The organism is Pseudomonas muyukensis, assembly GCF_019139535.1.
Taxonomy (GTDB): Bacteria; Pseudomonadota; Gammaproteobacteria; order Pseudomonadales; family Pseudomonadaceae; genus Aquipseudomonas; species Aquipseudomonas muyukensis.
The window spans coordinates 4,868,046-4,888,295 of record NZ_CP077073.1; the positions used below are offsets into that span (position 1 = coordinate 4,868,046).

General features: G+C 63.7%; 25 protein-coding genes and 1 pseudogene. All 26 read right to left on the reverse strand.

The features are described from left to right. Window positions 1–79 precede the first annotated feature (79 nt). Complete coding sequence (locus tag KSS95_RS21545; protein ID WP_225935539.1) at window positions 80–460, reverse strand: tail fiber assembly protein; 381 nt, start codon at window positions 458–460, stop codon at window positions 80–82. A 12-nt stretch (window positions 461–472) separates the two neighbouring features. Then, window positions 473–1,693 (reverse strand): pyocin knob domain-containing protein, encoded by a 1,221-nt coding sequence (locus KSS95_RS21550; RefSeq protein WP_217849462.1) that lies wholly within the window; start codon window positions 1,691–1,693, stop codon window positions 473–475. A 317-nt stretch (window positions 1,694–2,010) separates the two neighbouring features. Further along, a complete protein-coding gene (locus tag KSS95_RS21555; RefSeq protein ID WP_217849464.1) occupies window positions 2,011–2,568 on the reverse strand; it encodes a phage baseplate assembly protein V in 558 nt (185 codons plus the stop codon). Between the two features lie 615 nt (window positions 2,569–3,183). After that, on the reverse strand, window positions 3,184–3,879 hold the full coding sequence (locus tag KSS95_RS21560) for a hypothetical protein (RefSeq protein WP_217849466.1): 696 nt from the start codon (window positions 3,877–3,879) through the stop codon (window positions 3,184–3,186). Further along, the gene (locus KSS95_RS24940) at window positions 3,854–4,210 is read right to left on the reverse strand and encodes a phage tail tip fiber protein (RefSeq protein ID WP_437179564.1); all 357 of its coding nucleotides are present in this window, start codon (window positions 4,208–4,210) and stop codon (window positions 3,854–3,856) included. The genes KSS95_RS21560 and KSS95_RS24940 overlap by 26 nt, the downstream gene beginning before the upstream one ends. A 109-nt stretch (window positions 4,211–4,319) precedes the next feature. Next, window positions 4,320–4,415 (reverse strand): annotated as a pseudogene (locus KSS95_RS21570) (phage baseplate assembly protein V); the annotation flags it as partial. Further along, on the reverse strand, window positions 4,412–4,909 hold the full coding sequence (locus KSS95_RS21575) for a hypothetical protein (RefSeq protein ID WP_217849470.1): 498 nt from the start codon (window positions 4,907–4,909) through the stop codon (window positions 4,412–4,414). The pseudogene KSS95_RS21570 and the gene KSS95_RS21575, both read right to left, overlap by 4 nt. Before the next feature lie 29 nt (window positions 4,910–4,938). Further along, window positions 4,939–5,481, reverse strand: a complete 543-nt coding sequence (locus KSS95_RS21580; RefSeq protein ID WP_217849472.1) for a tail fiber assembly protein — start codon at window positions 5,479–5,481, stop codon at window positions 4,939–4,941. A 1-nt stretch (window position 5,482) separates the two neighbouring features. Further along, window positions 5,483–6,094, reverse strand: coding sequence for a hypothetical protein (locus KSS95_RS21585; protein WP_217849474.1), 612 nt, complete (start codon window positions 6,092–6,094; stop codon window positions 5,483–5,485). Between the two features lie 86 nt (window positions 6,095–6,180). Further along, on the reverse strand, window positions 6,181–6,858 hold the full coding sequence (locus KSS95_RS21590) for a hypothetical protein (RefSeq protein WP_217849476.1): 678 nt from the start codon (window positions 6,856–6,858) through the stop codon (window positions 6,181–6,183). Further along, window positions 6,858–7,181: a hypothetical protein gene (locus tag KSS95_RS21595; protein WP_217849478.1), complete on the reverse strand. Its 324-nt coding sequence runs from the start codon at window positions 7,179–7,181 to the stop codon at window positions 6,858–6,860. Before KSS95_RS21595 ends, KSS95_RS21590 begins: the two co-directional genes overlap by 1 nt. A gap of 15 nt (window positions 7,182–7,196) precedes the next feature. Continuing rightward, window positions 7,197–11,534: a TipJ family phage tail tip protein gene (locus tag KSS95_RS21605; protein WP_225935540.1), complete on the reverse strand. Its 4,338-nt coding sequence runs from the start codon at window positions 11,532–11,534 to the stop codon at window positions 7,197–7,199. Between the two features lie 104 nt (window positions 11,535–11,638). After that, window positions 11,639–12,253 carry a tail assembly protein gene (locus KSS95_RS21610; protein ID WP_217849480.1) on the reverse strand — a complete coding sequence of 205 codons (615 nt, stop codon included), beginning with the start codon at window positions 12,251–12,253 and terminating at the stop codon, window positions 11,639–11,641. A gap of 64 nt (window positions 12,254–12,317) precedes the next feature. After that, on the reverse strand, window positions 12,318–12,908 hold the full coding sequence (locus KSS95_RS21615) for a tail assembly protein (RefSeq protein ID WP_217849482.1): 591 nt from the start codon (window positions 12,906–12,908) through the stop codon (window positions 12,318–12,320). Between the two features lie 40 nt (window positions 12,909–12,948). Continuing rightward, window positions 12,949–13,713, reverse strand: a complete 765-nt coding sequence (locus tag KSS95_RS21620) for a C40 family peptidase (RefSeq protein ID WP_217849483.1) — start codon at window positions 13,711–13,713, stop codon at window positions 12,949–12,951. A 3-nt stretch (window positions 13,714–13,716) separates the two neighbouring features. Further along, window positions 13,717–14,463 carry a phage minor tail protein L gene (locus KSS95_RS21625; RefSeq protein WP_217849485.1) on the reverse strand — a complete coding sequence of 249 codons (747 nt, stop codon included), beginning with the start codon at window positions 14,461–14,463 and terminating at the stop codon, window positions 13,717–13,719. A gap of 15 nt (window positions 14,464–14,478) precedes the next feature. Beyond that, window positions 14,479–14,811 (reverse strand): phage tail protein, encoded by a 333-nt coding sequence (locus KSS95_RS21630; RefSeq protein ID WP_217849487.1) that lies wholly within the window; start codon window positions 14,809–14,811, stop codon window positions 14,479–14,481. A 16-nt stretch (window positions 14,812–14,827) separates the two neighbouring features. After that, the gene (locus KSS95_RS21635) at window positions 14,828–16,093 is read right to left on the reverse strand and encodes a phage tail tape measure protein (protein WP_217849489.1); all 1,266 of its coding nucleotides are present in this window, start codon (window positions 16,091–16,093) and stop codon (window positions 14,828–14,830) included. Between the two features lie 66 nt (window positions 16,094–16,159). Beyond that, window positions 16,160–16,414 carry a phage tail assembly protein T gene (locus KSS95_RS21640; protein WP_217849491.1) on the reverse strand — a complete coding sequence of 85 codons (255 nt, stop codon included), beginning with the start codon at window positions 16,412–16,414 and terminating at the stop codon, window positions 16,160–16,162. A gap of 29 nt (window positions 16,415–16,443) precedes the next feature. After that, complete coding sequence (locus KSS95_RS21645) at window positions 16,444–16,794, reverse strand: phage tail assembly chaperone family protein, TAC (RefSeq protein WP_217849493.1); 351 nt, start codon at window positions 16,792–16,794, stop codon at window positions 16,444–16,446. Window positions 16,795–16,808: 14 nt separating this feature from the next. Then, window positions 16,809–17,300, reverse strand: coding sequence for a phage tail tube protein (locus KSS95_RS21650; RefSeq protein WP_217849495.1), 492 nt, complete (start codon window positions 17,298–17,300; stop codon window positions 16,809–16,811). Between the two features lie 83 nt (window positions 17,301–17,383). Further along, on the reverse strand, window positions 17,384–17,566 hold the full coding sequence (locus KSS95_RS21655; RefSeq protein ID WP_217849496.1) for a hypothetical protein: 183 nt from the start codon (window positions 17,564–17,566) through the stop codon (window positions 17,384–17,386). 13 nt (window positions 17,567–17,579) lie between these two features. Then, complete coding sequence (locus tag KSS95_RS21660) at window positions 17,580–17,933, reverse strand: phage holin family protein (RefSeq protein ID WP_217849498.1); 354 nt, start codon at window positions 17,931–17,933, stop codon at window positions 17,580–17,582. Window positions 17,934–17,961: 28 nt separating this feature from the next. Next, complete coding sequence (locus tag KSS95_RS21665; protein ID WP_217849500.1) at window positions 17,962–18,300, reverse strand: hypothetical protein; 339 nt, start codon at window positions 18,298–18,300, stop codon at window positions 17,962–17,964. After that, a complete protein-coding gene (locus KSS95_RS21670) occupies window positions 18,301–18,954 on the reverse strand; it encodes a hypothetical protein (protein ID WP_217849502.1) in 654 nt (217 codons plus the stop codon). It abuts the gene before it with no gap. A 469-nt stretch (window positions 18,955–19,423) separates the two neighbouring features. Beyond that, window positions 19,424–20,170: a LexA family transcriptional regulator gene (locus KSS95_RS21675; protein ID WP_217849504.1), complete on the reverse strand. Its 747-nt coding sequence runs from the start codon at window positions 20,168–20,170 to the stop codon at window positions 19,424–19,426. Window positions 20,171–20,250 lie beyond the last annotated feature (80 nt).

Genomic DNA, 20,250 nt, shown 5'->3' on the forward strand with positions numbered 1-20,250 from the left:
TCCAATGTGCGGATATGCATGACGTTCTCCTGATATGAAAAAGCCCACGGGCGTGGGCTTGTGGTTCAACTCGACAGGGTCAGGACGGCAGCGCTGGCCAGTCGATCTCGGCGGGGTAGCCTGGCTGCTCGACCACACGGTTCAACGCGATGCGGTAGCGCTTCCAGGCTTGCAAGCGAGCGGTCTCGACCTCGCTGGCGTCATCCAGCTCGACGGCATCTTGCAGCGGGGCGATGGCGCTGTCGGCAAGGCTGCGCAGACGCGCGACTTCAGCCTGGGCAGCGCTGCCAGGGTCGGGCGTCAACAGCCTTTGGTAATACGCCCGGACCTCGGCTTCGCTCAGCGCAACCAGGGCGCTGTCGATATACCCATCCTGCGCGCCATCGGCCTTGAAGGCATGGATCATCGCCAGGCCATCCCATGGCTCGTCACGGTAATACTTCATGTGCGGATCAAACATTTCGACCTCCTGTCATCGCATTTCCACCCAGCTGTTGAGCGGCCCCGGGTTGTTGCCGACGAACAAACCATACGCCGCGCCCGCCGGGACAATGATCGCGCCGGTGTCGATGTACTGGCCTGCGGCGCCGCTGTAGGACCCAGTGAGGGTGACGCCATTGACGACCCACTGCAGGTATGAGTTGACCTGGGTGGCAGGACCGACCAGTGCCTTGACCTGGATGGGCCGCCCGCTGTCGTTCACGTACGAGGTATTGAGTGCCCGGGCGGTCGCTTGCCAGCCCTGGCCCACGGTCCCCATCGGCGTGGTATTGACCCATGCCGTCCAGGCGCCACCCAGTACCCGGCGCATGGCCGTCAGTTCATTGGTGACCGACCAGGCGACCTGCACGCATTCACTGTTGGCCGCTCGCCACATGGTGCGCACCACGCCATAGGCAATGAACGCGGGTCGGTTGACCGTGGTATCGATAAACTGACAGTCCCGGTTGTATTCGAAGTTCAGGTTGCTGGAAACACTCAGCCCAGTGGTCGGTGCACACTTCTCATACCACCCCGTCCAGGTGCCATTGATCAGCATTCGCTGGTAGAGGCTGCTGTCGTTGTAGGCGGTGAACGACTGCATGGCATAACTGCCCGCCACCGAGCACACACGCAGATAACCGTTGGTATTGAACGGCAGCACGCCAAGGCTCTTGCCCTCGACGTAATAGTCACCGGTGGCGCGCAGCGCGTTGATGTCACCCTCGACCACACCTGGGGCGAAGCCGCCGACGGCGAAGTCCCCGACCTTCAATACCCGGCCAGCGGTGGAGTCGCGGGGGGATGTGGTCAGGGCCGCGAAGGCCGCGGTGCCAAGGTCGGATGCCGCCGGGGTCGAGCGCCAAGCGCTCCAGGCCTGGGTATTGGCATTGAAGCCTCGGCTCGCCGACTTGCCCGTCATCGGATCCAGCGCGATCTGGACAATGAACCCTACGGCTGTCTGTGCGACACACACCACTGGGTAGGTTATCCCGGGCGGAAGGTGGGCCGTCGTTCCACTCAAGGCACTGTACCAACCTGGGTTGGTCGCCTGGTTGAGGTCGGAAATATCCCGGGTAGGCGAAATGGGCGCGGTCAGCCCCATGTCGTCCATCATCTTGAAGTTGTTGTTGATCCGCATGAACGCGGTGCGCAGAACGTCACCGTCCGCGCCGCTGGGAGGGGTTCCCAGCTTGATCGAATCGAGTGGCATATGACCTCTTAGTATCCTTTTACGTCCAGAACCAATCCCTTGGTGCAGGCCACAACCGAGCCCTGGTTACAGCCCAATCCTGGCCCTGCGAAGACGATGATGAGTGTGTTGGCACGCCCAGCCCAGGGGGTCGAAGGCGATGATCGGTTGGCGGCCCGGTGCTACTGCCGAGCGTGCCTTTGGCCACCAGGCACAGATTCTGGCAACTGCCGTCAACCTGGAGCGTGGCCTTGTCGTTCAGGACCTGTAGCCCTGCGGGCATCAGTACACGGCATAGAGGATGCCTGGCTGTACCACCCCGCCAGTCTGGCCAGCGGTCAATGCTTGTGATTGGCGGTGTTGCCGGCGGTGTCGATGATCCGCCCGCCGCCATTGATGTCGCCGCTGACCAACAGCGGGCCGTTGACCGTGACCTTGCCGGTCAGGGTGATGGCACTGGCCTCAAGGCTGATCGCATCGTCGCTGACCAACAGGGTGCTGGCGCCGACCTGGACACGCGCGTTGCCCGTGGGCAGCTGGATGTCATAGCGCCCGGCCTGCCAGTCATAGCTCAGCGAACCGCCGTCGGCGAAACGCCAGACTTCCACATGATCGCGGTCATCCGGTGCGCTGCCGGCATCGCCATACAGGCCAGGCACGAAAGTACCTTGTGCCGGCTCGCCGCTGGGGCTGATCAGCACACCCTGCTCGCCCAGGCTCGGTGCCCGCCAGTGGCGGGCCTTGCCGGCGGCCTGGCCATGCCAGCGCACCCAGGCGCTGGTCCAGTCGCCGTCGCTTACCCGCACCCGTGCCGCGGCCAGGTCCACCGCCACCACCGAGCAGGGAATCACCAGGCACGCCAGCATGCGGTCGTGCATCGCCGTGGCGTAGCTCATGTCAGGTCCTCCGGCGGCCAATAGGCTCGATGCGTGCCGGGAGCGAGCCCCATCATCAAGCTGCCAGGCGGCTGGTCGGGCGCGGTGCCGACCCCGACATACAACTTAGTGAAATGCTCGTTTGCCTGGGTGAAGGCAGTGCGAACGTCATCACCATCCGAGCCATCAGCTGTCGTGCGCCTATTTATATTTTTACGCGCCATGGGGCCTCCTATCCTAGTACCCGGCAACGTCAATAATTCTGATGGACGGGACTGTAAAGCAAAACAGTCAGATGGAGAGATCCCCCACTGGCCAACAAAACATTGCCGCACTCAAACCTCTATCAGAACGTCATAAATAACAGGGTAATCGCAACAAGATCCTCACCTTGGCTGTACTCAACCATTCCAGTCGACCGATTGTAATATGCCCAAGCATTTGAAACTTCCGACTCAACTACAGGTCGATTGGACACAGTCGTGACAAGGCGTCGATCGTTTGCGATATCAGGATAAGGCCAAGCAACCCTGCCAGCCCAACCACTGACGTTCACAGCACCCAGAACACGCGTCAGATTATCCGTCACACTGTTTCGAACAGTACCATCAGCATTAAAAACCTCTAACCCAATCATCATGAACGCTCATAATTCAGGGGAACATTCGACACATCAACCAACAAAAAATTTTGATAAACCGTCCCCCAGTAACCCGTTGGTTCTGCTCCAGGGGCATCGTTGACATAATTCACTGTGTACCCCTTGAAGTCCAAGCCACTCCAGTAGGTTCGGCCATATGAAAGTTCAACATCGACACCGTCCACATCCACCATGTACCCACCAGCAACGCAACAAGCAGCCACATTCAAATGCGGGGCACGGTAGATAACATCGACAATCGATGGTGGATCACGCGTATCGACGTAGTCGATGACACGCAATGGGATATCATAAGCGCTGTAAACCAGCACAGACTGGCCATTGAACACCTGCATGCCAAATCGATCAGACAATGACGGGCTTACCAAATCGTAAATATAATACTGAAAGGTAACCGTCTGGTTGGCGGGGTAAAAGAAGTTACATACTTTACGTCCACCTCGGTATGAACCAGGGCCAAGGCACACGCCGGGGTAAGGAGCACGTACAGCCATAATTGCATTTGGCGTGGTGCGTGCCCACACACTCTGAAGAGACGACCACCACAGATCCTGCTGGGTAGTTGATAAATTCGCCGTAAACTGCCCGGACTTTATCAACACCATGTTTCGGTAATTTTCGTCAACCTGAACAACATTTGAATCATTATATACAGCGATACCTGCCGTCACTACCACCCTCCATTCTAATGCGCAACACGCCATTTACATCATCGCTGTGCATAAGCTGATGGGTGATGCAGGTACGCCCTTGACCTGGGCGTATGCCATCCACCTCAAACTCACTTGTCATGAGCCTCATGCGAATACCATGCTGCCTCTGGATATAATTTGAATGCTTCCCTTCACCGGTGATGATCAATTTGATGATGCCTGCCTGGTTTATGATCACGCGGCTCATGAACACCTGGCCGTTGTTAACGGCGAACACGGACTTCGGCGCCCTATCGGGTTGATGCGTGACGGAGAACAGGTTGACCAGGAATACAACCATCCACTGCATACCTTCTGGCGTGTTCTCTACCCCGATCCTATCCCGGCGCGGTAGTGCACGCCGTTCGCATCTACACCGACTTTAATATTCCTGGTCGCGGACTAGTTGTCCTCAAGGTCCGCACCCGCGCCGCAGCCAGGTCCACCGTCACCACCGAGCAGGGAATCACCAGGCACGCCAGCATGCGGTCATGCATCGCCGTGGCGTAGCTCATGCCAGGTCCTCCGGCGCCCAATAGGCCTGCTGCTTGCCCGGGCCGGTATCTGGATCGAGCCCCAGCATCAGGCTGCCGGGCGGCTGATCGGGCCAGTCCCAGCGCGGCTCGCCAAACAGGATTGGCTGTTCCCAGCGCACCTTCCAGCCGGGGCCGTCGTACTGCGCCTGGACATTGCGGCAGGCTTCGACGAAATCCAGCCCCCACAGTTGCTGACGCAGCAGGTCCATCAGCTGCGCGGCCAGCTCGCTGCCCTGCAACCGCGCCTCGGGCTGGGCTGGGTCCGGGGTGATGTCGGCCTCGAAGGTGGCGAGCAGTACCGAACGACCGTCGCGCGGCGCACCGTCGGCGGTCATGCGCAAGATGCCGTGGCGCAATGCGGGCAGCGCGGGCGAAATGTCGGCGTGGTCCTGACTGTCGACCGAGGCCAGCGCCGGTATCGCTTCGCGCACCCTGGCCGTCAGCGTCGCGGTGAGTGTGGAGAGTTCGCTCATGGGCGATTCCTCATGCAGGCAAGCGGCGATCATTGCGGTGCGGATGGCCACTCGAGGGTTTCAGGAAAACCGTCCTGGTCGGGCAGGCGGTTGAGCGCCACGCGGTAGCGCTTCCAGGCCCTGAGGTTGTCCAGTTCCTGAGCGCTGGCCTCCTCCAGGTCAACCGCATCCTGCAGCGGGGCAATGACCTGGTCGGCCTGGGCGCGCCGCCTGGCGATCTCGCCCAGGGCGGCGGCCAGCGGGTCGGGACGGGGCTCGGGCAGCGGTTCGGGCGGCAGCGGCTCGACGGCCACGTGCAAGGTCAGGCTGTGCTGCAGGTCGACCGCGACACCGTCGCGGCTGATGCTGATTTCCAGCGTTGGCGCGACATGCCGGATGCGCACCTCGACCCCTGCATCCAGCGGGTTGATGACATACCCCCAGCCTTCCGGTGGCGGCGCCATACCCAGGGTGCCTTGCACCCGGTACTCACCGATGCCCGCCTTGTGGCTGCTGATCGCGTTGCGCCCCAGCGAGGTCACGTCGATGACTTCGCCGGTCGGCCCATTGAGGTTGATTGCGGCTCGGGTCATATCAGATCGCCTTGAGGGTGCCGTCGGCGGCACGGGTGGTGTTGCCGGTGTGGTAGATAACGTTGAAGGTGGCCGTGGCGAAGCTGCCCGAACGCAGCACCAGGCGAGCTTCGGGAGACTGTCCGAAGAACAGCTGCGCGCCGCGGAACTCGGTCTCGCTGTAGGGCACCGTGAGCACCGAGCCATAGCCGATGCCCGTGGCCCCGACGTACTGGGTGTTCGGCGTGATCAGGGAAAATCCGCCTTCCATGCGGTTGATCGAATCGCTGTAGGGCGACGACTTGCCGCCGACCCCGAACGCCCCGACCTCCAGCACGTTGCCTGCCGCCAGCCCAACGTTGCGCGTCGCGGCAGTCCCCAGGCCCAATGCTGCGCGAGCCTCGACGGCGCTCTTGCCGCCAGTGCCGCCCTGGGCGAGGGTCAGGGGTGTGACAAGCCCGGTCAGCGCCTTGATGTCGGCGTTGTTGCCTGCCGCAGCCTTGCTGGTCTGCAGGTTGGCGTCGGCTTGATAGAGTTCGTCGAAATTGGCGACGGCCTTGACCCAGGCGGAGCGCTGGGTGTCGCCGCCGGCACCGCCGGGTGCGGTGCCGAGGTTGATGGTCTGTTTGGCCATGTGTATCTCCATGCTGGGCCGTGCGCCAGCCGCTGGCTGGCGCTACGGGAGGGTGGAAGGTTGCCGCGCAGGCACGAGCGCCATCGTCAGTAACCGGAAACGCTCGCGATGATCAGCGGCGCCACGGGGCCGGGCTCAGGGTCAGGCATGCTGGCATTGGGCTCGAGGAACATTTCGTCGGACCAGTTCCTGTCCTCGATAACCGCCAGGCGCCGCCCCAGGCTGACCCTGCCGTGGTCGACACGGATCATGTCGCGCTGGACAAAGGTCGTGGTGTGAAAGGGGGGCACCAGGTAATAGCGGCGGTAGTAAGCCAGCCCGGCGGCATAGGTGTTGCCAGGTACCACCGGGAAATCCATCCCGGCCTTGCTCACCGGCCCGGCATAGGCGATGCGCAAGGTCTTGTGGCTGGAGTCATACAGCAGCTCACCACTCGCCGAGTAACTCTGCAGCCCCCACTGGCTGGGCATGATCGGCGCCTTGGCAAACACGTAGATGGTGATGACCGTGGGGTTGAAGCAGGCGAACCGAACCACATCCTTGTGCCCCAGCCCGTACTCCACCGAGATGTACTGGCCCTGGGTATCCCCCAGCAACAGCACGCCGTGGGCGGGCAAGGTCACATCGGCGCCGGCCATCAGCGAGCGGTTGAACGGATCGAACCCCTCGACCAGCGCGATGGTGCGCTTGTGTACCAGGCTGAGCACCGGGTTATTGCCCGTCAGTTGAATGTGATTGCCCTCGGCAAAGACTTCCAGGCCCATCAGAACACCCCATAGATGATTTCTACCGAGACGCTGTAGCCGTACTGGGCATAGGCGCCGGTGTAGCGAAACGCCGGGAAGCTCCAGCTGAGCGTTTGCCCTTGCAGCTTGACCACCGGATAGATCAGCTCGTAGGGCAGCTGATAGTTCGGAGGTCGCGACGGCAACGCGTCAGGGTGAAAGAAGTAGAACGGCTCGCCACGCATCAGCTCAGGCACGATCAGGCTGCCTGCGCGGGTCCCGGTCACCACCGAGCCGAGCAGGGTGCCCAGGCGGTTGCTGGTATCCAGGTTCGGGCTCGCGTCTTCATTCCAGGTTTGCAAACCGAGCTTCATCCATCACCCCCAGATGCCCATGCGCACACGCAAGGTGTTGTTGGCGTCGAAGATCTGGATCAGTTGGTTGGTGATCACCAGGCGCCCCTGGCCATCCACCGAGCCGTTGATCTCGAACGCGCCGCTCTTGTCCAAACGCCATCCGGTGCGGCCGGGCACATAGTTGTTCGACTGGATCACATTGCCGATCTTGGCACTGCTGATGGCGCCGTCCTGGATCAACGCGGAGTTCATGAACACCTGGCCGTTGCTCACCGAAAATGGCGTGAACAGCTTGCCGCCCGCCTGGGTGCCGACCACCGAGAACCTGTCGGCGCGCACCAGGAACTGGCTCTGCTTGTCCTCGATGCCCAAGGACACCCCCGCCGCCACGTACTGACCGTCGTTGGTCACCTCCATCTTCACCGACCACATCGTCGACAACTTCTTGTCGAGCCCGGCTTGTACCTGGCTGATCTGCTGCACCGAGGCGTTGGTCTGGCCTTGCTGCACCTGTACGGTGTCCAGCTTGCGCGCCATGGCCAGGCCATCCTCGATGCGCGCCGACTGCTCGGACCACACGCCGACGAAGGTCTGGCTGGAACCGGCCAGGTCTGCGTTGCTGCCGGCCAAGCCTGGGTTGACCTGGGCATAGATGCCATCCAGGCGCGTGCCCTGGGCGGTGACCTTGCCGTCGAGCTGGGTCGCCTGGGTCTGCAGGGTGCTGATGGCCTTGGCCTGGCCGGCCGCCTGGCCCGCCACATCGCCGACGCGGCTGGTGAGGTCGGTGATCGACGACCCCTGGGCGACCAGCGTTTGCCCCTGTTGGCTGACCGTCGCGCCCAGCTCGCTGATGGCGCTGGCGTTGGCATTGTCGGCCTGGGTGACCCGCCGGGCGACGATGTTGCACCACAGCGAGCGGCCGCTACCGTTGGCCGGCTCGGTGCGCACGAGGATACGCCCCTTGACCGCGCCAGCCGGAGCCTTGACCCGCCCGCCAAGCTTGCGAAAACCCTGGGCAGTGGCGGCCGGGAAGCTGAAGGCAGCCAGATAGCCCAGGTTCTTGTTGTCCTTGTCATAGAACTGCATCTGCAATTGCGCGGTCTGGCCGCTGGCCATTTCATCGGCACTGACCTCGGCTGCGAGGTCGAACTGCTCGTCCGAGCTGCAGAGGATATTGTTGCCCGTGCCACAGAAGCTGTTGCCATAGAAGGCGATGGCCTTGCCATAGCGGGTACCGCCCAGGTTCGCCGGCACCACCACCGCAGGCGCCGGATACAGCTTGGCGTCGAAGGTCCAGGGCTGGCTGTCGCCGTCCTCGAAATCGCCCTTGATCACCAGGTTGTCCGGTTGCTGGCCCAGCGCGGCCTTGAGGCCGGTAATCGCCGAAGCCTGGCTGTCGAGCTTGCCCTGGGCCTCGCTGACCTTGTTGCTCAGGCTGGTCACGGCAGCAGCATCGGCCTTGCCCGACAACGCGCTCTGCAACCCGGTGAGCTGGGTGTTCTGCACCGTGTTGACGCCCTCGGCGGCGGTGATCTGGCTTTCCGCCTTGCTCATCCGTGCCGCCAGGCCGTTGCTGTCCTTGACCACCTGGCCCACATCCAGCCAGTAACCGGCATTGGGCGGCGGCGTCTTGACCGGCACCGCCTTGAGTGCCTGGTACAGGCCCTGGGCCTGACGTACCAGATCGCCGAGGGCATAGGCCTTGGCCGGGTCGTAGCTCAATGCGTTGGCGGCGCGGGCGACATCGTCCAGGCGCGACTGCACATCGCTGTTCAGGCTTTGCAGGCGCTGGTTCACCGAGCCATTGCCGGCGCCGTCGATCAGCTCGATACGGTCGAACAGGTGCTTGCCCAGGGCCGACTCGCTGATCTTGCCGGAAAAGTAGCGGTCATAATCGCTCTGTTCGGCACTCGATTGGCCGCGTACGCCGATGCCGTCCGGGTACCATTTGCCGACGTTGCCACTGCGGTCCACCAGGCGTGCCCAGAAGAACAGTTGCGCACCGGCGGCCAGGCCCTGAAGCTCATGCTCGGCCTGCGGGTAGGCAAAGTCGCCGAGCTTCTTGGCATCGACGCGGTTGGCGCTGGTGCCATACCAGATTTCCGTGCGCTGGGTATCGCCTGTGCCCTCGGGGAATTGCCAGCTCAGGCCGATGGCGAACACCTTGCTGGAGGCCAGTAGCTGGGCCACCGCCGCAGGCGTGCCGAGCTTGCCCTTGAGTGGGGTCAGTTCGGACAGTTTCCAGATCGAGGTGATCTCGCCGACGCTGATCGAGCGCACCCGTGCCAGGTAGTCGCCGGCATAGATCCCGGTGACGTCGACGCTGGTGGCACCGCTGCGCGGCAGGCTGATCCAGTTGCCATCGTCCTTGCGCCACTCCACTTCATAGGCCACCGCGCCCGCCACGGCTGGCCAGGTGATGGTCAAGGTGCTGACCGCCAGGCCTTGGCTGACGGCATGGTTGCTGCTGAGGCTGACACTGGCCGGTGGTGGCACCAGGTTGATCGGCGTGACGCTGACAGGCCGTTCTTCCAGGCGGGCACCGCTGTCGATATGGGCGAACTTGCTCGGCTCGTACTGCACCGCGCTGATCTCGTACACCCCAGGCTCGGGGCGCGACACGCTGGTCACCCGGTACAGCGGCACGCTCAGGTCCGGCGCGTCCAGCGCCCAGACCAGCTCCGCCTCGGGGGCGACGCTGTAGGCAGTGGTCAGGGTCAGGCGACGGCCCGCGACCGTCTCTACCGTACGCGCCTCGCAGGTGCCGTCGGGCAGGTTGAGGATCAGCCGATCCCCCACCTTCGCCTGGGTATCGCGGTCGAGGGTGACCTGACGGCCGCTGGCCGCGGCAATCCGACCACCGATGGCACGCCCGGCCAACAGCTCGTCGGCCACCGGAATGACGAAGCCGGGCAACGGGATGCGCCCGTCCATGCCAACCCGGAAACTGATGCCCCGGTCACGGGCGTTGGTCGCCAACGCCCACTTGCCACGGCGCTGCGCCTCGGATTCGCGGGTACAGCCGATGGCGCTGATTTCCAGTGGGTTATCGCCATAACGGCGCTGCAACTTCTCGTCGGTGACCACCGTGACGTCGGTGTCATAGCTGTTCAGCGGGTTGTCGTAGCTGATCAGGGCGCGGCTGTAGCGGCTGCGCTCCGAGCCACTGGAATAGCTGAACTTGCCGCCGATGACATTGGCACGGGTATAGGCGAAGTCGAAATCGGTGGCCCGTGGCATGTCCGCCAGGCTGTACAACTGCCCCTGTGCCCAGTAGGTCATGCCGCGGTAGATCCCGGCGATGTCGCGCAACAGCGACCAGGCCTCGGCCTTGCTCTGCAGGTTGAGGTTGCAGATGAAACGCGCTTCCTGGCCGCCCTTGCCGTCGGGGACCAACTGGTCGCAGTACTGGGCGATCCGGTACAGCTCCCACTTGTCGACCATCCATGGCTTGATCCGGCGGCCCAGGCCGAAGCGGTCGTTGGTGCAGATACCGTAGGTGACCCAGGCCGGGTTGTCGGTCCAGGCTTCCTTGAAGGTACCGTCCCACACGCCGATATAGGCGCGGGTGTCCGGGTCGTAGTTGCTCGGCACCGGCCACTTGCGGCCTCGGCACTCCACGGTCACGGCAGGAATGTTGCGGAACTGCTCGGCGGAGAACTCGATGTACAGCAACGCGGTGTTGGGGTAACGCAGCTTGGCGTCGATCACCTCGGTCAGGCCGGCGAGCTGCATGGTGTCGGCGACCTTGTTGTTGTTCTGGTTCGGCGTCAGCCTGCGCACGCGCAGGGTCCAGCCGCTCGCGGCCTTGGGCAGGTCGATGCGTCGGGTACGCTCGTAGGTGCTGGTGGTCTTGCCGTGTACCGCGTCCTTGAGCACTTGCTGGTAGGCGCCGCCGTCGGTGGCGACTTCGACGACATACTCGATGCGATGACCGTTGATGTTGCCGGCGCTGTCCATGGCCTGCAGCGCCGGCCAGGCGAAGCGCAGGCGCACCGCCGACAGGCGGGTGTCACTGATGGCATGCACCCAGGGCTTGTCGCTGCGTAGCTCGATACCCTGGCTGATCTCGTTGTCCACCGACGGGATGCCCGGGATATGCGGCTGCTCGACCGAACCGGTGCGCCACTCCCACTTGACGCCTGGGAAGTTGTAGTTGCCCTGGTCGTCCATCAACGGCGTGCCGTCGAGGTAGATGTCACGGGCGCTCGGCGTGCCGGCGAATTCTCCCTCGCCAATCGCCAGCAGCATCTTGGCTACCGCGATGGAACGCAGGCTGTCCGGCGCCTCGACCGGCGTCTTGGGCTTCTTCTGACCACCTTTGCGACCGATGATCACAGGTCTGTTGGTTTCGCCCATGTGTTCCTCCAGGCGTAAAAAAACCGCCTCCGAGGCGGTTGGCTGAATGGGGCCGGGGATGCAGGCCGGCTATGGCCCTGTACCTGGCGTTGGGTCCAGGGCGGTCAGAGCCGGTCCTCGGCATAGATGGCGGCGCTGATGATGGCGCCACCCCAGCGCCGCTTGCCCACGCACAAGGGCACCGGGTTGCCGGATGCCGTGGTGTTGCGCGCGGCGCCAAAGGCATAGCCGGGGGTGTTTTCCGGCGCCTGGCTCATGCTCAATCCCTTGGGCTGCGGGCTGAGCAGCTGCATGACGCCACCCAGGGCCATGGCCGCGCCCATGTGGGCGACGAAACCGGCCGTCCCTTCCGAGGCGAAGGCTGCACCGACGCCACCGCTATAGAAGGCGGCAGCAGCGATCATCACGATGCCGACGATGGTTTGCAGGGTACCGGCGCGCTTGCTGCCGGCGACCACGGGGACGATGCGGATCTCCTCCCGGGCCTGGAAGCCGAGCTCCGCCTCGCCGACATTGCGCCGGTCGTTGAACACGGCAAACTCCAGGCCGCGTGAGCGGGCATTGGCCAGAAACCGTTCGAAACCAGGCACCAGCACGCACAAGGCCTTGATCGCCTCACGCGGTGTGTTCACCGCCAGCTCGAAGGTCTTGCCGAACTGGCGTAATTGGCCGCCAAGCCTGACACGGGTCAGCGGCGATTGAAGGGTGGCTGCTGACATTGCAACTCCTTGTGCGTAAGACGGCTGCCCAGGGCAGCCGCATTGACCAGGTGGCACCCCACCCTCACAGGCGGTCCTCGGCGTAGATGGCCGCGCTGACGATCGCCCCGCCCCAGCGCCGCTTGCCGATGCACAGCGGCACCGGCAGACCGGTGGTGACGGTGTTGCGGGCGCTGCCGAAGGCATAGCCCGGGGTGTTCGAAGGGCTGGCGCTGAGCTTGAGGCCCTTGGGCTGCGGGCTGAGCATCTGCATCACGCCCCCCGCCATGAGGCCGGCGCCCATCTGCACCGCCCAGGTTTGTCCGAAGTACAGCCCACCGACGATCATCACCGCGCCGACGATGGTCTGCAGGATGCCGCCACGCTTGCTGCCGGCCAGCACCGGGACGATACGCAGCTCCTTGGTGCCCCCCAGGGCAAAGGCATCGCTGTCGACGTTGCGACGATTGCGGAAAATCGCGAAGCGCATGCCCAGACGGTCGAGCCGACGGATCTCCTGCTCGAAACCCTCCAGGGTGTTGCGCAAGGCCCGAAACACTTCCCATGCCTGGCCACTGTCCAGGCGCCGCCGGTGTTCGCGGCCAAACTTGCGCGCCAGCACACCGGACAACTTGATGGTGGTCAGGGCCGGCGCATTGATCACGGATACAGCCATCGAGGGCCTCCTGTGCGAATCTGCATGAAACGAAGGCCGCTCATTGGCGGCCATCGGCATCGCGGTGGCGCAACACCAGCCGCGTACGATCCAGCCACGGCCCACCGAACACGATCACTTCGCTGGGGCGCCCGTACAGATGGTGCAGCAGGAACGGGCCGGCACCGGTGGGCGTCCATGGCTCACCTGGCAGGCGCGGATCACTGCCCAGAAAAATCCCGGCATGGTTGGGGTGCGCGGTACGCCCAATGGCCATGACCAGCATGTCGCCACGTTGCGGGCTGTCCACCACGGTAAAACCAGCATCGGCGTAGGCCTGCTCGTACAGACTGGGGCCCTGGGCATCCTCCCACCAGCCGTCTTCCCGGGCATAGCGCGGGAAGCTCAGCCCCCATTCGCGCAGGTACCAGTCGGCGCACACCTGCCAGCAATCCCACAGGCCATGCACGAACGGGCGCCCCAGCAATGGCGTGTGCCCCTGGGGCAGGATCGTGCGCAGGTCACCTTCCGGCCAGGACAGGATATGCCAGGGCAACCCCGTGGCCTCGCACATGGCCAGGTCTCGGGGGGAAGGCCGGCTGCTGGCGTCCGGGTGCGAGTGCACCACCGCGACAATTTCCCCGAGGTCTTCCGCCGCCGCGTAGTCGTGCGGATCGATGCGGAACTCTTCGTCGGGTTCACTGGCCGTGTTGCGACAGCGCTGGTAGTCAAGCCGCCCTGCCCGCTCGATGACCAACCCACAGGCCTCGCGGGGGTAGTCCTGGGCGGCATGGCAACGGATAGCGTCGAGCAGGTCCGGTGCCATGGTTCAGTTCCGGGCGATCAGCGAGACGGCGGGGAAACCGCCATGCGGCAACTCGGCCGCCTCACCGAAGCGCAGCTTGCACGAGCGCAAGCCCCCCTTGCAGCGATCCTTGGCCGGGTCATCGGTGGGACGATCCTCATCGTCAAAGCGCAAGTTGCCGGTGTAGCCGCAGTTCGGACCACGGTAGCCATTGGTCATCGCCCAATGGCAATAGGCGGTCATCTGCCGGCCGGGCAAGCCATGGCTGTCGATCTCGCCGGGGGACGACAGCTCCCACTGCACGTGCTCGTCGTCCTCCTGGGTCTTCTGGTCGAGGAACCAGATTTCCAGGGCTTCCTGGGTCGGGTCGGCCTGGTTGTTGCCGGCGGCGAAGTTGCGCGCATCCAGGTACTGGCCCAGGGTCTGGCGCACGGTCAGCTTGAACTTGAGCAGGTCCTCGAAGGCCAGGCACAAGGCAGTGACCCGGCCATCGACGTTGCCGGCGGTGAACTTCGGCCGGGTGGCCCGGCCGTTGCTGTTGGCACCGATACCATCGACCTGCACCGGCCAGGCGGCATACTCGCTGCCCTGCCACCAGATCGAACGGGCCGGCAGTTCGGCCGCGCCAGCCGCGGCGACCGTCTCGGGATCGTGGGCGATGGCATGACCATGAAAGCGCAGGGTATCGGCGCCGAACTCGCTGCCGTCGATCTCGAACAGCACGATTTCCGCGCCCGGTTCGAGTTTCTGGATGTCATTGATCAGCGCCATGGCTGCTCTCCTCGGTCATGGATGAAAGGCCTGCTCGAACGTCGCGCTGATGCTGTACAGGCCGCCACCCTTGGCGGTGGGCTGATAGCCTTTGCAGCGATACAGGCCCGGCTTGCCCAGGGGCGCGGTCCAGCGGAAGGCTCGGCTGCCGGCATGGCGGTCGAGAAACTCGGCGATCGCGCGGATCTTGGTGTCGTCGCCGATGAACACCAACGGCCAGGACTGACTGCGGTTGTTGATGCCATCGGCCACCGCCTGTTGGTAGCCGTCGCCGAACTGCACCGTGCGCACGCGATATTCCACGGTGCCGGTCGGTTCGGTCTTGGGGCTCCAGGTAAAGGTTTCCATGTGATGTTCTCCTTGGTCAGCGACCGTGAATGGCCGACCAGATCTGCCCGCCGGGCATCAGCTCACGAGAGATCTGTTCGCTGGCGCCCTGGCGGGCGGCACCGGCATAGGCATTGGCCAGGCGCTGGGCATTGCCATCGCCCGCAGCGGCATTGCCGTCGCCGGCGGCCACGTTGATAGTCTGCTGGATGACCACTTCGCTGCTGTGGCTGGCAGCACCACCGCCACCGAGTGCGCGAACGCCCAAGGCACCGTCGGCGCCGCGGGTCAGCGGCATGATCGCCTCGGGGCCGGCTTCGCCGAACAGCGCCATCGGCGCCAGGGTCGGCGTGCTCGCGACGCCGTTGGTGAAGGCGCCCCCCTTGGCGAAGGCGGAGCCGCCATAGGAAATACCCGAAGCGTTGATCTGCGGGGTGAAGGTGGTGGTGCTACCACCCACGGTCATGCTGCTGGCAGCTGGCGTGGCCCCCCCGCTGAACCACGAGCCAACCAGGTTCATGCCGAACCCGAGCAAGCTGCTCAGCGCCTTGGAGGCGGCGGTCTTGGCAGCCAGCGCGGCCATGTCGGCGATCACCGACTTGGCGAAGTCGGAGAACGACAGCTTGCCGGTGGTGGCAAAGGTCTGCACCGCCGTGCCCATGCGCTCGAAGACACTGGCAAAGACGGCTTGCGACTGCGCCGCGACGTTGCTGGAAGTCTCCAGGTACTCCTCCCAGGCTGCGGACGCGCCGACCATCCAGTCGCCGCGCGCCTGGCTCATCATGTCGTAGTCGTTGAGCACCTGGTTGGTCATGTCGGCATGCCGGCTGCGCATGTCCTCCAGCTGCTGCTGGTAACTGGCGCCATCGGGGCCTGCGGCGCCCAACGGGTTGGCCTGTTCGAACTGGGCCCGTTCGGCGTAGTAGCCTTCGTCCACCTTGAACAGCTGGTCAGCCAGCCCGCCCTGGCGCTTGCTCATGCTCATCTTCGCCACTTCCAGCTCGGCACTGGCGTGTTGCTTGCGCAACGCCTCGCCATAAGGCCGCTCGGGGGCGTCCTGCACGGCCTGCTGCCAGCTCGGCGGCGTGTAGGCGGACTGGAAGCGATCCAACGCCTTCCTCGAGATATCCAGGCTCGAGTCGGCGACGGCGCCCACACTCTTGAGGTACTTCTGGTTGAAAGCCTCGACGTTCTTCTGCATCTCGCGCAGGGTGCGGTCACTGAGGGCCGAAGCCCTGGACAGTGCCCGTTCGAGGCTGGAGAGGTCGATCGTCGGGCTGAAACTGGCAAGGTTGGTTGCCATGGGCCTACTCCCTGATCATTGTGAAACCCGCCATGGCGGGTTTCGTGAAGAAGGTGGTGCCGGTCATCAGCACCACTGCTGCATGGCACTCTCGAGCGACACCCCCTGGCGCCGCTGGTGAGGCATGAAATCGATCAACTCGGCGCTACCGCCGGCCTGATGGTTGGCCTGCAGCGCCAACATGGCGATGCTGGCCTCCAGCCGACGACCGCCGTGCAATGAGCCATGGCGCTGGATGTATTGCGCCCAGTCCCTGGCCTCTGCGTAGCTCAGCCGCTCCTTGGCTTCGCTGATCGTGCGGCCGCCGATGCCGTTGAGCACCAGCTCGTGCCAGAACTCATCGGCGGCCGTCAGTTCTTTGCCGGGGTGTTACCGGTGCCGTTGACTTCGTTGATGGCATTGAGCAGCACGAAGCCCAGCGACGGCTCGAGGTTGAAGGCATCCTCGACGCTCAGCGGCTCCTCGCCGTCCTCGCCCAGGCTGACCGAGGCGGCCAGGTAATGGGCGTTGCGGCTGTGGGACGCTGCCTGTTCGGCGAACAGGCGCTCGATCACCCCGAACGAATGGCGGCGCACATGCACCACCAGGGTCTGGGCGAGCATGGCGCCAGTCTGTGGGTCAGGCCGGTTCCAGACGATTTCCTTGCGCACGCGCTGCTCGTCGACGATGCCACCCAGGGCCTTGAGTTGATTGATGTTCATTCAGTTCTCCGGGCTCAGGCCTTTTTCGCCCAGGTGGAGCCGCCGGTGCGCTGGATGCTCACCGACGTGGTAACCACCGCGTTGAGGGCGAAATTGAACGGGAAGTCGGCCACATAACCTTCGAAGGCGAACCAGGTACGGGTGGCCGGCAGCTCGAAACCATCGCCCTTGCTGTTGACGGTTGGCGCCACGCCCTTGCCGTCGGACCAGCCCACCACCCACTTGACGGTGGTGTTGCCCTTGGCTTCGGACAGCTGGTGCAGGCGGATGTGGCTGGCGTTGGTCGGGTCGGCATTGAGGCCGAGGGTAGCGGTGCCAGGGGTGCGCAGGCCTTTCTTATAGGTACGCTCCGCGGCATCGAGGGTGGTGTCCTCGATCTGCTCGGCGGGGGCGCCGCCTGGTTCGAACGAGGTCACGTGATCGACTTCCAGCACGCTGAGCGGGCCGGTGCCGGAGACCGGTGGAACCAGTGCATAGATCTGGGTGCCTTGGGTAAGAATCGACATAGGGGTGTTCTCCTTGAACATGATGAAAGCCGCCGCGGGGAATCCCGGACGGACGGGTGCTGCAGGTTAAGGGTGGGAAAAGCTCAGGCTGGCTTGGAGCCGTCGAGGTAGGGCGGGGCATCCGGGTCCGGTTCACGGCTCTTCAGATAAGCCACCAGTTGCTCGTTGCTCAGCGCCAGTCGTTCGATCGACTGCCCCAGCGCGGTCTGCACCGAGGCCTGGTTGCGCAGCGCGGCCAGCAGTTCGTCGAGTTGCGCTTCGTTCATAGGTGCTCCTTGCTCAATGCCTGCGGTCTTCGGCGTCCACGCCGGCCGCGGGTTGCTCGATGCCCAGGCGACGAGCCGCCCAGCGTTCATAAAGGCCGATGGCAACATCGGCACCGGCCATGGCGGTGAGGCAGCCGAAGGCGCTGGCGCTCCAGATCGTCATGCCGCTGGCGTACAGCAGCATCACCGTGGATACGCCACAGACCATGCAAGCTCCGGAGCGCAAAGCCAGGCGACGCAGCAGCCCCCAGCCCCGCGCCCCCGCCTTGTCGGCCCGCCACATTTCGCCAGACAGGCCGCCGAGCAAGGCCAGGACGATCACCAGCCAGAGCGGCATGTCGAGCAGTGCCTGTTGTTCGTTTGTCAAAGTCCTGTCTCCTTGGAAAATGGCCACCTCATCCCTCCATCGACTGGATGATCGGCACGCCGGGTAACTCATCGACCAGGACATGCAGCATCAGCGTGCTGATCAGCCGGTAAGGCTGACCGTCGCGGGTGACGGTCACCAGCAGGTCGCCCGAAGCCGCGTCGTGCTCGATGGCGACGTCGGCCTTGTTGTCCATGTGGCTGAGCGAGTAGCCCCAGCCGACACTCGTGGGTGGAAACGGCACCAGGCCCAGGCTGCCAGTGACCTTGAAGCGACCCTCGCCGAGTGCCTGCGAGGCCAGTCGCGTCTGCGCCGGGGTGATGTCGTAAGTGCTGCCATCGTTGAGCAGCGTGATGATTGCGCGCATTCAGGCCACCTTGATCGTGCCGTCGTTGCCGACCTGGCAATTGGCTGTGTTGAGCGTGGTAACGATGGTGAACGGCACCTGCTGCAAACTGGCTGCCGGTGGCGGACCGTCGACCACGATGCCCCAATTGGCCTCCTGCCCCCCCGGCATCGCCAGCGCACCGGTGTTAAGGCAACTGACCGCAAAGCGCGGGTAATAGGCCCTGGACGGGAACTTCAGGTACAGGTTGGCCAGGCCGTTTTCCTCATAGAGGATGATCTGCAGGGCGTTACTGGCCGCCAGGGTGCCCATCTCCCGCGAAGACGTGTTGACCAGCGCGGTCGCCGCGACGATCTTGCCGTCGTAGAAATACCAGCTCAGGTCGATGGTGACCGGCGAGGTGTAGGTCGCCAGGCAGCCGTGCAGGCGCACTATTGGGGCGATGCCTCCGGCGCTGGGCACCTTGGTCTTGAGCGTGAAGGCGTTCACGTAGTTGGACACCGCCAGCACCCCGACCTCGCGGTACAACTGGCCGGACAGTGTCGAGTAGTCTGGCTGGAGGGCGCGATCCTTGAGCAGCGCCAGGTTGCGATTGACCTTGTCGAAACCGGTGCGCACCGTGTCGCCGCCGACGCCTGTGGGCGCCGTGCCCATATTGATGATTTCGAAACCCATTTCACCTCCGTTGCGATGAATTTCGTGGATATGAAGCTGCGATGGTCGAACCTATCGCGCTGCCTCGGCATTCCAAAAAGCCCGCCATGCAGGCTTTTCAGTAATGCGTTGATCAACCGCCGGCCACGACTGGTGACGCCGTGCAGTTGCGCTTCAAATTGGTGACTCCGACCGCGGCCGCCTGCCCGCCGGATAACTGATCGTGGTGCTTTACGCTGCACACCCGGGCCAGTTGCCAACCCTCTGAACAGTCGAGGCCTGTTCATCGCTGCCTGTGTAACAACCGGTTGCTGACCGGCTTGAGATACAGAATATGCATGCACGCATATGCAGTCAATGCGTTTATGGAAAAATTTATGCACATGTTTTTGCCGAAATGCATGAAGGCCTTTTCGGATGCGGGTTGTAGGGCTTTTCCGAGGGCGAAAAAAAACCCGCCTGGGCGGGTTCTTGTTCTCAACAGGGAGTATCAGCGGGCGTACATGCCCCACCAGAAGACGTGGCCCAACAGGCTGATCTGCTCATCCTGCATCTGCTGGAAGCTGTAGTCCTCGTCGGGGTGCTCGTCGCGATTGAAGCTGCGCAGGCGAATACCGGTGGGCAGGCGATACACCTGCTTTACCCGCAACTGGCCATTGTGATTGATGGCATAGAGGTCGCCATCGATGATGTCGCCGATCGTGCATTTGCCGGTGTTGACGCCAACCGTGGCGCCATCGCGCAATACCGGCAGCATGCTGTTGCCACGCACCGTCACGCACTTGGCATGGTCGAACTGCACGCCATTGTGGCGCAGGCTGCGCTTGCCGAAACGCAAGCGCGCGTTTTCGCTTTCTTCGATGACGAATCTTCCTGATCCTGCTGCCAATTCGACCTCACGGAGAAAAGGAACGGACACCTCGTCGTCCTCGACGGGTGTTTCATCGTCCCACAGACTGATATCGCTCAGCGCGGCGTGGCCCTGGCCCGCAGCAGCCGCTTCACGCGACTCGCCCAGCTCGGCACGCCCGCGCAGCTGGTCGGTGCTGACGCCGAAGTACTCGGCGATCTTCGACACATGCTTGTCGGACGGGTCGACGATCTTCTCGCTGAGGATACGCGACAGGGTGGATTGGGGAACGCCCGTGCGCCGGTGCAGCTCTGTCGGGGACAGGCCGTGGCGGTCGAGCAGTGCTCTGAGTACGGAGGCTACGTTGCGTTTTTGCATAGCGTGCATAATGCAACCCCGACGGACTAAATGCAATGCCCTGCAGCGCTGGCGAACAAACGACCTGGCGGGTTACAGGCCTGCACGCC